Annotated in this window: 12 protein-coding genes and 1 tRNA gene; 11 read left to right on the top strand and 2 right to left on the bottom strand. The window is 64.4% G+C overall.

Annotated features, from left to right (window positions below; all coding sequences use genetic code 11):
* Positions 1-107: 107 nt before the first annotated feature.
* The 4 genes from rlmB to ABC729_RS11295 all read left to right on the top strand — a co-directional run bounded on the left by rlmB (position 108) and on the right by ABC729_RS11295 (position 5,424).
* Positions 108-1,313, top strand: a complete 1,206-nt coding sequence (gene rlmB, locus ABC729_RS11280; RefSeq protein ID WP_495607669.1) for a 23S rRNA (guanosine(2251)-2'-O)-methyltransferase RlmB — start codon at positions 108-110, stop codon at positions 1,311-1,313.
* Positions 1,314-1,366: 53 nt separating this feature from the next.
* Positions 1,367-1,441: transfer RNA gene (locus ABC729_RS11285), tRNA-Thr, on the top strand.
* Between the two features lie 217 nt (positions 1,442-1,658).
* Positions 1,659-3,221, top strand: coding sequence for a peptidoglycan-binding protein (locus ABC729_RS11290; protein ID WP_495607670.1), 1,563 nt, complete (start codon positions 1,659-1,661; stop codon positions 3,219-3,221).
* Positions 3,222-3,393: 172 nt separating this feature from the next.
* Positions 3,394-5,424 carry an aminopeptidase P family protein gene (locus ABC729_RS11295; protein ID WP_495607671.1) on the top strand — a complete coding sequence of 677 codons (2,031 nt, stop codon included), beginning with the start codon at positions 3,394-3,396 and terminating at the stop codon, positions 5,422-5,424.
* 47 nt (positions 5,425-5,471) lie between these two features.
* On the opposite strand, the gene ABC729_RS11300 is transcribed toward ABC729_RS11295, so the two are convergent.
* Complete coding sequence (locus ABC729_RS11300) at positions 5,472-6,152, bottom strand: TetR/AcrR family transcriptional regulator (RefSeq protein WP_495607672.1); 681 nt, start codon at positions 6,150-6,152, stop codon at positions 5,472-5,474.
* 254 nt (positions 6,153-6,406) lie between these two features.
* Between ABC729_RS11300 and ABC729_RS11305 the strand changes: the two genes are divergently transcribed.
* Together ABC729_RS11305 and ABC729_RS11310 are read left to right on the top strand one after the other, a co-directional pair.
* Complete coding sequence (locus ABC729_RS11305; protein ID WP_495607673.1) at positions 6,407-8,512, top strand: 3-hydroxyacyl-CoA dehydrogenase NAD-binding domain-containing protein; 2,106 nt, start codon at positions 6,407-6,409, stop codon at positions 8,510-8,512.
* A 52-nt stretch (positions 8,513-8,564) separates the two neighbouring features.
* Positions 8,565-9,782 (top strand): acyl-CoA dehydrogenase family protein, encoded by a 1,218-nt coding sequence (locus ABC729_RS11310; protein WP_495607674.1) that lies wholly within the window; start codon positions 8,565-8,567, stop codon positions 9,780-9,782.
* A 1-nt stretch (position 9,783) separates the two neighbouring features.
* On the opposite strand, the gene ABC729_RS11315 is transcribed toward ABC729_RS11310, so the two are convergent.
* A complete protein-coding gene (locus ABC729_RS11315) occupies positions 9,784-10,365 on the bottom strand; it encodes an HD domain-containing protein (RefSeq protein WP_495607675.1) in 582 nt (193 codons plus the stop codon).
* Positions 10,366-10,484: 119 nt separating this feature from the next.
* Between ABC729_RS11315 and ABC729_RS11320 the strand changes: the two genes are divergently transcribed.
* The 5 genes from ABC729_RS11320 (at position 10,485) to ABC729_RS11340 (ending at position 15,546) form a co-directional block, all read left to right on the top strand.
* Positions 10,485-11,381 carry a LysR family transcriptional regulator gene (locus ABC729_RS11320; RefSeq protein ID WP_495607676.1) on the top strand — a complete coding sequence of 299 codons (897 nt, stop codon included), beginning with the start codon at positions 10,485-10,487 and terminating at the stop codon, positions 11,379-11,381.
* 104 nt (positions 11,382-11,485) lie between these two features.
* The gene (locus ABC729_RS11325; protein WP_495607677.1) at positions 11,486-12,391 is read left to right on the top strand and encodes a hypothetical protein; all 906 of its coding nucleotides are present in this window, start codon (positions 11,486-11,488) and stop codon (positions 12,389-12,391) included.
* Positions 12,392-12,565: 174 nt separating this feature from the next.
* Positions 12,566-13,012, top strand: a complete 447-nt coding sequence (locus ABC729_RS11330; RefSeq protein ID WP_495607678.1) for a tripartite tricarboxylate transporter TctB family protein — start codon at positions 12,566-12,568, stop codon at positions 13,010-13,012.
* Between the two features lie 3 nt (positions 13,013-13,015).
* The gene (locus ABC729_RS11335) at positions 13,016-14,524 is read left to right on the top strand and encodes a tripartite tricarboxylate transporter permease (RefSeq protein WP_495607679.1); all 1,509 of its coding nucleotides are present in this window, start codon (positions 13,016-13,018) and stop codon (positions 14,522-14,524) included.
* 50 nt (positions 14,525-14,574) lie between these two features.
* Entirely contained in the window at positions 14,575-15,546 is a 972-nt protein-coding gene (locus ABC729_RS11340; RefSeq protein ID WP_495607680.1) for a tripartite tricarboxylate transporter substrate binding protein BugD, read from the top strand.
* The last annotated feature ends 14 nt before the right edge of the window (positions 15,547-15,560 follow it).

A 15,560-nucleotide genomic window follows, 5' to 3' on the forward strand; every position in this document is an offset into this window, starting at 1 on the left:
AGTGCGGGTTATAAGGATTAAATCGCCCCTGTCAACGCCAATCTGACATGCGTCTTCATTCTTTCTATCCGCTGGCGGAAATCCTGGGTTTGAACGAAAGTGCGTAAATGAGAAACCGACCCCCCTCCCCTAAATCCGGTCGCCCCGGTGGCAAAGGCGGCGCCAGCGGTAGCGGCGCCGGACGCCCCGGCGCCCGCTCCCCCTCGCGCGATACCCGTCGTGACGATGACAATCCCCGCGCGGCGCGCGGCCCCAAGGCCGGCGGCAAGCCCGGCTTTGCTAAGCCCGCCCGCGATGGTGACGCGCGCCCGCCGCGTGGCCCCCGCCGTGATGATGATACGCGCGGCGCGCGCACGGGCAGCGACAGCCGCCCGCCCCGCGGCCCGCGGCCCGAACGGCGCCCAGAGCGGAACGATGACCGCCGGGATAATCGGCGTGACGAGCACCGCGATGATCGCCGGCCCGCCGCCGGCCAGGACCGGGGTGGTGCGGAGCGCCGCCGTCCGATAAGTGCCGCCGAGGAACTGGGTTTCGAACCCACGCCGCTGCGCGCCACCACCGGCCCGGCGCTGAACAAGCATAATCTGCTATATGGCGTGCATGCTGCCTCGGCCGCCTGGATGAATCCGCGCCGCAAGATCCGCGACCTGTTCGTCACCGAATCAGGCCTGGAGGCGCTGGAGGAGGCGTTCCAGAAGGCGTCCGACGCCGAACTGGACCGGCCCGAGCCGCGTCTGGTGGAAAAGGAAGAGATCGACAAGCTGCTGCCGCCCGGCGCCGTGCATCAGGGCGTGGCCCTGTCCTGCGCACCGCTGCCCGAGGTGGAGATAGAGGATATTGTCGATGCCGCCGCCGACGATCCGCTGGCCCTGGTGGTCGTGCTGGATCAGGTGACGGACCCGCACAATGTTGGTGCCGTGCTGCGTTCCGCCGCTGCCTTCGGCGCCAAGGCCGTGATCGTGCAGGACCGCCACGCCCCGCCCGTCACTGGCACCTTGGCCAAGACGGCGTCGGGTGCGGTGGAGGCGGTGCCATTGGTGCGTGTCACCAATCTGGCCCGCGCCATCGATCAGCTGAAAGCCGCCAGCTTCTGGACCGTCGCATTGGCCGAATCGGGTGCCCGCCACCTGCATGAGGTTGATCTGTCGGGCCGCACGGCCCTGATTCTGGGCTCTGAAGGCGATGGCATCCGCCGTCTGACGGGGGAGCGCAGCGACGAAATCGCCAAATTGCCCACGGGCGGCCCCGTCGGCAGCCTGAATGTTTCGACAGCAGCCGCCGTAGCTCTTTACGAGGTCGCTCGGCGACGCTAATGTCCCCGCCCGTTCGCCGGAGGGGTTCTCCCTCCGGCAACCCCGCCTGGATCGCCGGCTTAGCTCAGTGGTAGAGCAACCGCCTTGTAAGCGGTAGGTCGTCAGTTCAATCCTGACAGCCGGCACCAGTGCTCGTCGCGTTTGGCAGAGTTTCCCCCATAGTCCAAACCCTGATCTCCACCCGTTGCGTCATCTGTTGACAGCGGGTGTGGTTTTCTGACAAGAGCTTAGGAATAAATTCCACACCTTCGCCCGGCCGCATCCTGCGCGCCGGGCTTTTTTGTTTCCGCTTTCCGCAGCCGCCCTAGGCATGGAGGTGGGAGCGGCAGCGAAGGAGCAGTGTCCATGCCCAATCCATTCGGCTTCACCTCTGGCCTCACGTCTTTGCTCGACACGGTCAGCGACTGGTTCGATGGCGACGATGAGGATGAAAAGCGCGGACGGCAGCGCAGGCCTGAATATCGCACGCTGTTCGATGAGGAACCGGAGGTCGAGGATGGTCCAGGGGCTGGTTTTGCCGGTATGCAGCAGCAGGCCCGGCAAACCCGTTTGGTTGACGATGCCAACGACCAGCGCTTCCCTGCCTTTCAACAGGCCTGGCGTGACGGCAAGCCGGTGGAGGATTTGCTGGGAAGCCAGCCTTTCCGCCTGAAGGCAACGGTTAACGGCAATGGCGGTGACAATCTGCGATCGGACATCGCCAAGGTTCAGGTCCTGCTGAACAAGGCCGGCTATCACGATATTGACGGCGAGGAAGGTCCCAACGGCTATCACAGCGCACGGCTGGACAAGGATATCCGTAAGTTTCAACAGGCTCATAACCTCAGGGTGGATGGAAAGCTTCTGCCCGATGGCGAAACGATGCGCATCCTGGAAGAACGGGTGCCAACCAGCGCCAGCAAGAAGCCCCCACGCCTGACCAACCGCAACATGGGATATGACAGTTTCAGGGATCAGGAAAACTGGGCGCGGCAGGTTCGCATCATGCCATCCGGCGAAGCCCCCCTTCTGACACCTTACGACTTGCTTGGAATGACGCCGGTCATTGGGGATGGGTTGTCGGTCATTGACACTGGAAAGGCGCTTTATGAGGGGGACTACAAAGGCGCGGCCGCGAATGCACTCGGGATTCTGCCAATTGTTCCGGGATTTGCTGGCAATCTCGCCAAACGAGCAGAAGGCACCAGTCTTGCTCAGAAAAAGGCGTTCATCTATGATGCACCTTCGGTTCCGCAGCGGCCTTTCACGGAGGATTACCCTCATGGAAACAAAAATTTACCGGACCACGATGAAGGCAGCCCGCTCCATGCAGATCGTGAAGGAAGACCCCTCACTGCACCCTTCGTGGCTGGACGACGGGTCGTGGGACCGGATGAAAGAATCGATCCGGAAACAATGGCAACAGTTGCGAAAGGACTCACAGGACGCCCAATAGAACTGACAGCGGACCGAAATCGTATTGGATCAGATGCTGAGCGCTACGTCCGCTATGGAGAAGAAAAGGCCATCCGTATTGACCCCAATCTCGGCGACAAGGTTGGACCGCGTGTTGTCGCGCACGAAGTAGGTCATGCTATAGACGATATTGCCGGAACCATCCCAACCGACGGGTTGGTCAAAGAACTTGAAGCCGTGTACAATACCCTCAACAACCCGCAAGAGCACGGCCCTCCGGTGAAGCCCCAGCATATGGGATACAAGGGCGACGACATCAAACGCGAGTTGATGACGGAAGCGATCCGGGCCTATCTGACCAACCCGAATTATCTGAAAACGGTCGCGCCCAAGACAGCCGCCCGCATCCGCGAATATGCGAACACCAACCCCAAGATCAGCAAGTTTGTCCAGTTCAATGCCTTGACGCCAGTGGGCGTTGGCATTGCGACCAACCGGGATGGAAACGAATAGCAGGATAAAGCCTCCAGGACTGGCTGGACAGCGGGCAAACGTTCGGCTCGCTTTGCCGGCGTAATGGACCGGTGCCAATGGGCGGGGATGGCGGCACCCCACCCCGCCCCTTGCGCACCAGCGCCCACCGCACTAGCGTGGCGGCACCAATAAAGCTCGCGGGAGCCATAAAGTGTCTGTCAGCCTCCATACTGTTGCCTACCAGGGTGACGCCGTCCTGGCCGATCTGTTGCGCACCGACGGGATTGACCGGTCGGTTTCGTCCATCCGGGACCTGATCGCCGGGGTCAATGCCGCGCCCGATGGCGAACTGCCCGATGCCTGGCTGGACCTTGTTTCGGCCCGCCGGTCGGACGCGACGTCGGAGCAGCTGACGGCCCTGCGCGCAACCATCGACCGGCCCGCCGATCCGGCCAAGGGCGACCACGCCGCCCGTCTGGGAGCCCTTCGCGCCGAGTTGAAGCGCCGGGGCCTCGACGGGTTCGTGGTGCCGCGCGCCGATGAATATCAGGGTGAATATGTGCCCCTGCGCGGCAGCCGTCTGGCCTGGATCAGCGGCTTCACCGGATCTGCGGGGGCGGTTGTCGTGCTGCTGGACAAGGCCGCGATCTTCATCGATGGCCGCTACACAATCCAGGCGCGTCAGGAAGTGTCGCCGGGCCTGTTCAGCTATCATCACCTGATTGAGGAATTTCACGGCGACTGGGCAGCGGCCAACCTGCCGGCGGGGGCCAAGCTGGGCTTTGATCCCTGGATGCATACGGGCGCCTGGGCCGACAAGATGCGCGCCAGCCTGTCGCCCGCCGGCGTAGAACTGGTGGCGACCGAGGGCAGCCCGGTTGATGCCGTCTGGGAAGATCAGCCGCCCGCCCCGCTGGGCGTGGTCAATATCCAGCCGCTGTCCGCCGCAGGCCGTGCCGCGTCTGACAAGCGTGCTGACATCGCGCAGGCGCTGGCGAAGCTGAAGGCCGATGCCGCCGTGCTGACGCAGCCGGACAGCATCGCCTGGCTGTTGAATGTGCGCGGGGCCGATGTGCCCTGCACGCCGCTGCCCCTTTCTTTTGCCACCATCCGCGCCGACGGCAATGTCGACTGGTTCGTGGATCGGCGCAAGCTGGCACCGGGTCTGGAGGAGCATCTGGGCAATCAGGTTTCCATCCGCGCGCCCGAGGAACTGGCCGGCGCGCTGGACGCCCTGGGGGCAGAGGGTGCCAAGGTCCGCCTGGATGGCGGCACCGCCGCCCTTTGGGTGGTGGACCGTCTGGCCCAGGCAGGGGCCAAGCTGGATCAGGGTGGTGATCCCTGCGTCCTGCCCAAGGCCGTGAAGAACCCGACCGAGATCGAGGGGGCCAAGGCCGCGCACCGCCGCGATGGTGCCGCCCTGGTCCGCTTCCTGCGCTGGTTCGATGCAGAGGCACCAAAGGGTGAGCTGGACGAACTGACCGTGGTGGAAAAGCTGCACAAGGCCCGCCAGGGTGCTGCCGACTTCCGGGGTCCCAGCTTTGAGACCATCAGCGGGGCTGGCCCCAACGGCGCCATCGTGCATTACCGGGCAACCGAAGCCACCAACCGCCGGATCGAGAATAACAGCGTCTTCCTGCTGGACAGCGGCGGGCAGTATCTGGACGGCACCACCGACATTACCCGCACCCTGGCCGTCGGTGATGTCGGGCCACAGGCGCGCCGGCATTTCACCCTGGTGCTGAAGGGCCATATCGCCCTGAACCGCGCCCGTTTCCCCGCCGGCACCGCCGGCAGCCAGCTGGACAGTCTGGCCCGGCAGTTCCTGTGGCAGTACGGGCTGGATTATGACCATGGCACGGGCCATGGCATCGGCAGCTATCTGTCAGTGCATGAAGGGCCGCAGCGTATCGGCAAGCAGCTGAACAGCGTCACCATCCTGCCCGGCATGATCTTCTCTAACGAGCCGGGCTATTACCTGACTGGGTCCTATGGCCTGCGCATGGAGAATCTGGAACTGGTGGTGCCGGTGGCCATTCCGGGTGCGGAGCGGCCCATGCTGGGCTTTGAGACGCTGACCGTCTGCCCCATCGACCGGCGCATGGTGGACCGCGACCTGCTGACTGCGGATGAACGGGACTGGTTTAACACCTATCATGCGCGGGTAAAGGCGGAATTGTCGCCGCTGGTCTCGGGCGATGATCTGGCGTGGCTGGAACAGGCGACAGCGCCGTTGTTGTAAGGACGAATGTCGCATGCGGCCCAATGGGCCGCATGCGACAAACCCCGTCACCCCTTTGCCGTGTACGGCGCTTCCAAACCCGCCGTCACATAATCGATGACGCGGGCGGCCACGGCCTCCAGATCATCCAGCTGGCACAGGCCGCCCGACAGCGTTTCCAGACGTTTCATGTCGGTATAGAGCGAATGCTGCACGCCCATGGCGAAATGCAGCCGCCAATAGACCTCATGCTGCGGCAGGTGCGGCAGGGCGCGGGCCAGGGACAGGGCGAAGCGCTGCAAATGCCCCACCTCTTTGTCCAGCATCTCCCGCGCTTCCGGCGGGCCATCGCCGCGCGCAAAGGCCACGAACTGGTTGTAAAGCGCCAGCCGGGTGGAGGTGAAGGAATAGCGGATGGCCGGCAGCACCAGGGCCGCCACAATCTCCCGCACGGGCGGGGTGCCGCCGCCGGCCCGTTCCTCGGCTTCACGCAGAAGCCGGGCGCGGGCGCGGTTCAGCTCAATGGCACCGCGCCGGAAGAGGGCGATCAGCAGCGCATCCTTGGACCCGAAATGGTAATTCACGGCGGCCAGATTGACACCCGCCGCCTGCGTCAGCTCCCGCAGCGACACCGCGGAGTAGCTTTTTTCCGCGAACAGCTTTTCCGCCGCATCAAGGATCACCTCCTTGGTGTCCTGACGCCCGCCGGTCGATTCCATGTCGGTGGCAATATCGGCCCCTGCCTTCATCCTGCTTCGTCCCCAGTTTGCCCTGAACCACCCCTTGCCGGGGCCTCTTGAGTCCGTATCAAACGACTGTTCATACTTTATCGGTCCGATAGGCCGACGCCAACCATCCTGTAACCCCATCATCCCGCATGGCTGACGTAACGTAAGCTATCCATCCCGGCATGCATTGACTTAAACAGTTGTTTGAAACTAGCATGGTGTCAAGGAACAACAGGGCGCCATGGTTGCGCGCCGGTATCAAGGGGAATGCCAAGATGACCCAGTCGCCCGTCCGTTACGACCGCCAGGGCGCGGTCGGCATCGTCACCGTGGACAGCCCACCCGTGAACGCCCTGTCCCAGGCCGTGCGCCAGGGCCTGTGGGACCGGGTGACCGAAGGGTTCAACGATCCCGATGTGACGGCGCTGGTCATCGTCGGTGCTGGCCGTACCTTCATCGCCGGGGCCGACATTGCCGAATTCATCAAGGGCGGCATGGGCGAGCCGGACCTGAACGACGTCAACGCCCTGATCGAGTCGGGGCCGAAGCCGGTGATCGCGGCCCTGCACGGCACGGCCCTGGGCGGGGGGCTGGAGGTGGCTTTGTCCTGCCATTACCGTGTGGCCGTGCCCAAGGCGCTGGTCGGTCTGCCGGAGGTGAAGCTGGGCATCCTGCCCGGCGGCGGCGGCACCCAGCGCCTGTCGCGGCTGGTGGGTGCCAAGACCGCCATTGAGATGATTACCAGTGGTGCCTTCATCCCAGCGGCCAAGGCCCAGGCGTTGGGCATTGTCGATCATGTCGGCGAGGGGGCAGACCCGCTGGCTATTGCCCTGCCCTTCGCCGCATCCCTGCCCGCCGGCCCGCATAAGCGCACGCGTGACCGGGAGGAAGGCTTGGCCGCCGACCGGGGCAGCAGCGTGTTTGACGAGGCGAGGGCGGCGCTGGCCAAGTCCGCCCGCAACCAGTTCGCGCCCCAACGCTGCGTCGATGCTGTGGAAGCCGCCTTCACCCTGCCGTTCGACGAGGGGCTGACGCGGGAACGCGAGCTTTTCATGCAGTGCATGGCACATGATCAGGCCAAGGCCCTGATCCATGTGTTCTTTGCCGAACGCGCCGTGACGAAGATCCCCGACGTGCCGCCCAGCGTGCCCGCGCGCAAGATCGGTCAAGTCGCCGTGCTGGGCAGCGGCACCATGGGCGGCGGCATCGCCATGAATTTCGCCAATGCCGGCATTCCGGTCCGCCTGCTGGACCTGGATCAGGCAGCACTGGATCGTGGCATGGGCGTGATCGCCAAGAATTATGCCGGTACCGTCGCCAAGGGCAAGTTGACGCAGGCGGAGATGGACAAGCGCCTGTCCCTGATCCAGCCCACCACTGACTATGCCGATCTGGCCGATGCCGACCTGATCGTGGAAGCGGTGTTTGAGGATGCGGATGTGAAGGCCAAGGTCTTCCGCCAGTTGGACGCGGTGGCGAAGCCGGGTGCCATCCTGGCGTCGAACACCTCCACGCTTGACCTGGACGCCATCGCCGCCCACACGAAGCGCCCGGCCGATGTCATCGGCATGCATTTCTTCAGCCCGGCCAATGTGATGAAGCTGCTGGAGGTGGTGCGCGGTAAGCACACGGCCCCGGACGTCATCGCCACCGCCATGGCCGTGGGCAAGCAGATCGGCAAGGTCAGCGTCCTGGTCGGCAATTGCGACGGCTTTGTCGGCAACCGCATGGTGCAATATTACGCGACCGAGGCGCAGCGTCTGGTGATCGAAGGGGCGTCCATCGAACAGGTGGATCAGGCCGCCCTGGAATTCGGTCTGGCCATGGGGCCGTTCGCCATGGGCGATCTGGCCGGGCTGGACGTCATGGCCTTCATCCGCGCCCGCCGCGTGGCCGCCGGCCTGATCTATGGCACCCCCCTGTCCGACCGCATCGACCCGGCGCGTAAGGGACAGAAGAACGGGCGCGGCTGGTACCGGTATGAGCCCGGCAACCGCACCCCCCTGCCCGACCCCGAAGTGACGGCCATGATCGACGCCTACCGCGCCGAACGCGGCATCACACCCCGGACCTTCAGCAATGACGAGATTGCGAAGCGCCTGATCTATACGCTGGTGAATGAGGGGGCCAAGATCCTGGAAGAAGGCATGGCGCTGAGGGCCGGCGATATCGACATTGTCTATATCTATGGCTACGGCTTCCCCCCCTGGCGTGGCGGGCCCATGAAGTTCGCAGAGCTGTCGGGCCTGGATAATGTCCTGGCCGACATCACCCGCTACCATGCCGATGCGGTCGCGGCGGGCGATGCCGATGGCGGCTATTGGGAGCCGGCACCGCTGCTGACGCGGCTGGTGGCGGAAGGGAAGAAGGGGTTCGGGTGAGCGTCGGTTAACTGCCCCTCCCCTCTCCCTCCCCTGACTGAAAGCCATCGCCATGACCGCCATATTCGAGATGTCGCCCCGCGCCCGTGACTTGCATGAGCGGGTCACCGCCTTCATGGACGCCTATATCTACCCCAACGAGAAGACGCTTTCCGCGCAGGTGGCCGAGGGGCCGACGCGGTGGAAGCCAGTGCCGTTGCTGGAGGAACTGAAGGCCAAGGCCTGCCAAGCCGGCCTGTGGAACCTGTTCCTGCCGGAAAGCGACCTGGGTGCCGGCCTGACCAACCTGGAATATGCGCCGCTGTGCGAGATCATGGGACGCAGCCATTGGGCGCCGGAGGTGTTCAACTGCTCCGCCCCCGACACGGGCAATATGGAAGTGCTGGTCCGCTATGGCACGGACGAACACAAGGAACGCTGGCTGAAACCACTGCTGGCCGGTGAAATCCGCTCTGCCTTCGCCATGACAGAGCCGGAAGTTGCGTCCTCTGATGCCACCAACATCGCCACCCGCATCATCCGCGACGGCGACGATTACGTGATCAATGGCCGCAAATGGTGGATCAGCGGAGCCAGCGACACGCGCTGCAAGATCATGATCGTCATGGGCAAGACCGACCCGGACGGCACCGACCGGCACCGTCAGCAATCCATGATCCTGGTCCCCACCGATACGCCGGGCGTGACGGTGAAGCGCCCCCTGCCCGTCTTTGGCTATGACGACGCGCCGCACGGCCATTCCGAGGTGCTGTTTGAGAATGTGCGTGTGCCGGCCAGCAACCTGCTGCTGGGCGAAGGGCGCGGGTTTGAGATTGCGCAGGGCCGCCTGGGTCCCGGCCGCATCCACCATTGCATGCGCCTGATCGGGGCATCCGAACGCGCCCTGGAACTGATGTGTCAGCGGCTATCCACCCGCGTGGCCTTTGGCAAGCCGGTGGCCGCACAGTCGATCTGGCTGGAACGCATTGCGGACGCCCGCATCGCCATTGATCAGGCCCGCCTGCTGACCCTGCAGGCCGCCCACATGATGGATACAGTGGGCAATAAGGTGGCCAAGGCGCAGATCGCCATGATCAAGGTCGTGGCCCCTAATGTCGCCTGTCAGGTCATCGACATGGCTATCCAGGCGCATGGCGGCGGCGGCGTCTGCGACGACTTCCCGCTGGCCTGGGCCTATGCCAGCGCCCGCACCCTGCGCATCGCCGACGGCCCGGACGAGGTCCACCGCAACCAGATCGGCAAGATGGAGCTGGGCAAGTATAGGGGGTGATTCACCCCATCCCGAACCACCCCGCATCGCGGGCAGCATCCAGCCGTCCCGCGATATGATCCCACAGTGCCGGGCATCCAGCGGCGATTGGGGGGCCGACACGGCCCACCACCTGTTCATAGCGTACCCCGTTTTCCCGCCAGCTCTGGCCATTATTGGCAAGGTTCAAGAGGACGGGGGCGGCGCGGTCCATGGCCTGGGCGAAGCGCGCCTCAAGGCTCTGCCCTGCCTCAAACTCCCGCCACAGATCCAGCAGCGGTGCCCCTTGTCCATCGGGCAGCAGGCCCAGGATACGGGCCACGGCCTGTTCCTCCGCCGCCTTGCGCTCCTGTCGGCCTGCTTCGATGAAGAACAGGGTGTCGCCCGTCTCAATCTCCCCGATATCATGGACCAGCAGCATGCGGATCACCCGGTCCATGTCGGTGCCGGGTTCGGCATAGGGCGCCATGCCCAGGGCCAGCATCGCGAGGTGCCAGCTATGTTCGGCTGAATTCTCGTACCGATCCTGGCTCAACGGTTTCACCTTGCGCGTCACCGCCTTCAACCGGTCCAGTTCCAGAACGAACGCCACCACCTGCTCCATCACACCCATCCTGTGCCTTGCCTGCGCGGCAGGATAAGGGCGGGCAGCGCTGAACAAAACCGGCTATGGTTCGTGACAGTGCGGACGAATTTGTCCGTAATAGGAGCGGATTGCGGATTATGGATCGGTTCGGTGGCATTCACCTGTTCATGCAGGCGGCCCAGACACGCAGCTTCGTGGAGGCGGGACGGCTGTCAGGCGTGTCATCATCCGCCGTGGGCAAGGCAGTGGCGCGGCTGGAGGAACGGCTGGGCGCGCGGCTGTTCCACCGCTCCACCCGCAGTGTCACCCTGACGCCGGAAGGCCAGCTTTTCCTGGACCATTGCCAGCGTATCCAGGCGGAAATGATGGCGGCAGAGGCGGCCCTGGCCGGCGCCCGCACTACCCCCGCCGGGCCCCTGCGCATCGCCATCCCGGCGGTGGCGGAGACGGCGTTGCTGCCGCTGCTGTCCGGCTTCATGCGGGCCTATCCCGACATCATGCTGGAGATTGACGCCAGCGACCGGTTGGTCGACCTGATCGAGGAGGGTTTTGATGCGGCCATCCGCACGGGAATGCTGGCCGATTCGCGGCTGATGGGCCGGCGGCTGGGCGGTTTCCGTCACCAGATCGTGGCGTCGCCCGCCTATCTGGCGGAACGGGGCACACCACAGACGCCGGCGAACCTTTGCCGGCATGCCTGCCTGCATCATCGCCACCCGGTGACGGGCAAACCGGAGCCCTGGCCCCTGATCGCGGATGACGACACCTCGCCGCCGGACCTTCCCGTCACCGGGATCGCCGGCACGGCGCAGGCGCGTGCCATGCTGGCTGCCGATGGATTGGGGATCGCCTGCGTACCCGACTTCGTGGCCCGCCCGCTGCTGGAAGCGGGGCTGCTGGTCGATATCCTCAGCAGTCAGGTCCAAGCAGTGGGGCAGTTCCATCTGCTCTGGCCGACCGGACGCCATCTGTCGCCCCGCGTCCGCGCCTTTCTGGATCATATGACTGCTGGTTTCCCCCTAGTGAGCAGTTGAAAACAAATCGCGTTTTCCACTTGCTCAAAGGGCGAATCCGATGTGTCCTGATAGTCATACGTGGGCATGCAATAAGCCTGAGAAACAGGCGAACGGGGGAATGCATGCGGTGGCTGGGGTGTCTGCTGCTGTCATTGGCAATACTGACGCCGTCCGGGGGCTGGGCGGCGGACAATGAGGTTCGCACCTACCGCATCGAACATAACGCCTCCCCCGCCGGTCACAATGTCCGCTCCTATTACCTGGACCTGATTGAGAAAATCCTGGCCGATACGGAGGCGGAATATGGGCCAGCCCGGTTGCAGAAGGTGCCGGAGGATGTGCCGCAGGCCCGGCTTCTGGCGCAACTGGCCCATAACAAGTTGGACCTGCTCTGGACCACCACCAGCAATCTGCGCGAAGGGATCGTAACCCCCATCCGCATCCCCCTGGATATGGGACTGACGGGGCAGCGCGCCTTGGTCATCCGGGCTGACCGCAAGGCCGAATTCGACAAGATCACCAAGCTGGAGGAACTGTCGCAGCTGAAGGCCTGCCAGGGTTCCTACTGGCCCGATACCGTCGTGCTGCGCGCCGCGGGCCTGCGGGTGGTGGAATTCACCTGGATCGATATGGCCTATCCCGGCCTGCATGATGGCCGCTGCGACTATCTTCCCCGCGCCTTGAACGAGATTGATGGCGAAGTGGATGCCATCGGCGACAAAAATGTCATCGTCTATGACCGGCTGCTGCTGACCTACCCGCTGCCCATGTATCTGTTCGTGGCACCCAACCGGCCGGAGCTGGCTGAACGTATGCGGGTCGGCCTGGAACGGATGGCCTATGGCGGGGCTTTGCGCCGCTTCATGGAGGAACATCCCGCGACCGCCATGATCTTCCCCCTGACCCGGTTCCAAGGCGCGCGCATCTTCCAGCTGCCCAATCCCGACCTGCCCGCCCAGACACCCCTGACCGACAAGGCCCTGTGGCTGGAGGTAGAGGCGGAGATGACCCCACGACCAAGGTCGTAAGGTTCCGGGCGGACATTGCGCCCTGTTCATGGCCGGTTTACTCTGCACACATGGCAAAAAGCCCACCATTCGGCACCCGGCAATCCCGGAGAAGCCGGAGGTTACAGCAGGGGAGGGATGGACGCATGCGGCGACCCGTGACCGGCAGCAACCGTCATGCTGGGGAGCGCCGCGATGCGTGTGCGTAGCCCCCAGGATCTGGTGGGCGGCCTCGCCCTCATCCTCCTGTCCCTGCTGGCCTTCAGCCAGATCGGCGATCTGAAGTTCGGCACCGCGTCGCGCATGGGACCGGGATATTTCCCCACATTGCTGGCCGGCCTGACAGGCCTGATGGGCGTGATCATCGCGGGCCGGTCCCTGGTGCTGGACGGGCCCGCGCGGGACCCGCTGCATTGGCGGCAGGCCCTGCCCATCCTGGGGGCCATCCTGGCCTTCGGGCTGAGCATCCGGCCGCTGGGTCTGGTCATCGCGTCGGCCCTGCTGTTCGGGATCGCAGCCTTCGCGTCGTCCGATACGAAATGGCGGGAATTGCTGGTGGTCAGCACCGCCCTGATCCTGTTTGCGGTCGGGCTGTTCGTGCTCGCCCTGGGCCTGCCCTTCCCCCTCTGGCCAAGGTTCTGAGCCATGGATAATGTGTTTTCCAACCTTGCCATGGGGTTCGGGGCAGCGGCCACGCCCATCAATCTGGGCCTGTGCTTCATTGGCGCCCTGGTCGGCACGTTGATCGGTGTGCTGCCGGGACTGGGTCCCATCGCCACCATCGCCATCCTGCTGCCCATCACCTTCTATCTGGACCCGCTGGGCGCGCTGATCATGCTGGCCGGTATCTATTACGGCGCGCAATATGGCGGCAGCACCACGGCCATCCTGGTCAATATGCCGGGCGAAACCTCGTCCGTCGTCACGACCCTGGACGGGCATCAGATGGCGCGCAAGGGCCGGGCCGGGCCGGCGCTGGCCATCGCGGCCCTGGGCTCCTTCTTCGCGGGCTGTGTCGCCACCTTCATCGTGGCCCTGTTCGGCCCTGTGTTGGCCGCCTTTGCGCAGAATTTCGGGCCGCCGGAATATTTCGCGCTGATGCTGGTCGGTCTGATCGGTGCCACCGTGCTGGCCAGCGGATCGGTGGTGAAGGCCGTGGCCATGATCATTGTCGGGCTGCTGCTGGGTTGTGTCGGGTCGGATATCGAAACGGGCGAACCCCGCATGACCTTCGGCATCCCGCAGATCGCCGAAGGGATCAATTTCACGACCTTGGCTGTAGGCCTGTTCGGTGTGGCCGAAATCCTGCGCAATCTGGAAAAGACCGCCGACCGCTCCGTCCTGGGGGCCAAGATCACGGGCCTGATGCCGACCTGGGCTGATATCAAACAGAGCGCCATGCCCATCCTGCGTGCCACCGGCATCGGGTCGGTCCTGGGTATCCTGCCCGGCAATGGGGCCGTTCTGGCACCCTATGCCAGCTATACGCTGGAGAAGAAAATCTCCAGGACCCCGTCGCGATTCGGCAAGGGTGCGATTGAGGGCGTGGCGGGACCGGAAAGCGCCAATAATGCCGGCGCGCAGACCAGCTTCATCCCCCTGCTGACCCTGGGCATTCCGCCCAATGCCGTCATGGCCATGATGGTCGGCGCCATGACCATTCAGGGCATCGTGCCCGGCCCACAGGTGATGAATGAGAACCCGACCCTGTTCTGGGGCATGATCGCCAGCATGTGGATCGGCAATGCCATGCTGGTCATCATCAACCTGCCCTTGGTCGGCGTCTGGGTCAGGCTGCTGAAGGTGCCCTACCGCATCCTGTTTCCGGCCATCCTGATGTTCTGCTGCATCGGGGTCTATTCCATCAATTCATCGGGGGTGGAGGTGATGCTGGTCGCCCTGTTCGGCGGTGTCGGCTACTTCCTGCTGAAGCATGGGTTTGAACCCGCCCCCCTGCTGCTGGCCTTTGTGCTGGGCCCGCTGATGGAGGAGAATCTGCGCCGGTCCTTCCTGATCGCGCGCGGCGACCCGTCGATCTTCGTCACGCGGCCTTTGTCGGCCAGCCTGCTGGTCATTGCCTTGATCCTGATCGCCATCGTGCTGCTACCATCGGTGCGCAAGCGGCGCGAAGAGGTTTTCCACGAGGAGGATTGACCCCTCCGCCATCCCGGAACAGTTCACATAAGACCAACCCAGGAGGATCCATGCGCTTCGCACCCATCGCCCTTGCGGCGGCCCTGTTGATCGGGGCCGGCACGGCCCAGGCCCAGGATTACCCGACTCGTCCCGTCACCATGGTCGTCCCCTTCGCGGCCGGCGGTCCGACCGACACCGTGGCCCGCCTCGTCGCCCAGTCGATGAGCAAGACGCTGGGCCAGCAGGTGATTGTGGAGAATGTTGGCGGGGCCGGCGGCACCATCGGGGCGGCGCGCGTGGCCAAGGCCGATCCCGATGGCTACACGATCCTGCTGCACCATATCGGGCAGGCGACGGCGGCCACCCTGTACCGCAAGCTGCCTTATGATGCGAAGGCCGATTTCGCGCCCGTGGGGCTGGTCACTGATGTGCCCATGACCATCGTGGCCAAGAAGGATTTTCCGGCCAAGGACCTGAAGGAACTGGTGGCCTATGTGAAGGCCAACCCGGACAAGGTGACGCTGGCCAATGCCGGCGTGGGTGCCGCCTCCCACCTGTGCGGCATGCTGTTCATGCAGGCGCTGGGCACCGCCCTTACCACCGTGCCGTACAAGGGCACCGGGCCTGCCATGAATGATCTGGTCGGCGGTCAGGTCGATCTGATGTGCGACCAGACCACCAATACCACGGGCCAGATCAAGGGTGGGGCCATCAAGGCCTATGCCGTGACGACTGCGACCCGCGTCTCCTCCCTGCCTGACCTGCCGACGACCAAGGAAGCCGGTCTGCCGGCGGTGCAGGTCGCCGTCTGGCACGGCATCTATGCGCCCAAGGGCACGCCCGATGCCGTGACCAAGAAGCTGTCCGACGCGCTGAAAGTCGCGCTGAAGGACGACACAGTGAAGCAGCGCTTCAACGAGCTGGGCACCGAGCCGGTCAGCGACGCTCGCGCCACGCCCAAGGCGCTGGGCGATTTTGTGGTGACGGAGATTGACCGCTGGAAGCCGATCATCACCGCAGCGGGGGTTTACGCGGATTGATCATTACAAATGGG

This window comes from Niveispirillum sp. CC-CTL257 (assembly GCF_059489915.1).

Bases quoted from the DNA above. Each gene is read 5' to 3' on its own strand.
- rlmB (WP_495607669.1), top strand. From the start codon at position 108: ATGAGAAACCGACCCCCCTCCCCTAAATCCGGTCGCCCCGGTGGCAAA.
- ABC729_RS11290 (WP_495607670.1), top strand. From the start codon at position 1,659: ATGCCCAATCCATTCGGCTTCACCTCTGGCCTCACGTCTTTGCTCGAC.
- ABC729_RS11300 (WP_495607672.1), bottom strand. From the start codon at position 6,152: ATGAAGGCAGGGGCCGATATTGCCACCGACATGGAATCGACCGGCGGG.
- ABC729_RS11305 (WP_495607673.1), top strand. From the start codon at position 6,407: ATGACCCAGTCGCCCGTCCGTTACGACCGCCAGGGCGCGGTCGGCATC.
- ABC729_RS11310 (WP_495607674.1), top strand. From the start codon at position 8,565: ATGACCGCCATATTCGAGATGTCGCCCCGCGCCCGTGACTTGCATGAG.
- ABC729_RS11315 (WP_495607675.1), bottom strand. From the start codon at position 10,365: ATGGAGCAGGTGGTGGCGTTCGTTCTGGAACTGGACCGGTTGAAGGCG.
- ABC729_RS11320 (WP_495607676.1), top strand. From the start codon at position 10,485: ATGGATCGGTTCGGTGGCATTCACCTGTTCATGCAGGCGGCCCAGACA.
- ABC729_RS11325 (WP_495607677.1), top strand. From the start codon at position 11,486: ATGCGGTGGCTGGGGTGTCTGCTGCTGTCATTGGCAATACTGACGCCG.
- ABC729_RS11330 (WP_495607678.1), top strand. From the start codon at position 12,566: ATGCGTGTGCGTAGCCCCCAGGATCTGGTGGGCGGCCTCGCCCTCATC.
- ABC729_RS11335 (WP_495607679.1), top strand. From the start codon at position 13,016: ATGGATAATGTGTTTTCCAACCTTGCCATGGGGTTCGGGGCAGCGGCC.
- ABC729_RS11340 (WP_495607680.1), top strand. From the start codon at position 14,575: ATGCGCTTCGCACCCATCGCCCTTGCGGCGGCCCTGTTGATCGGGGCC.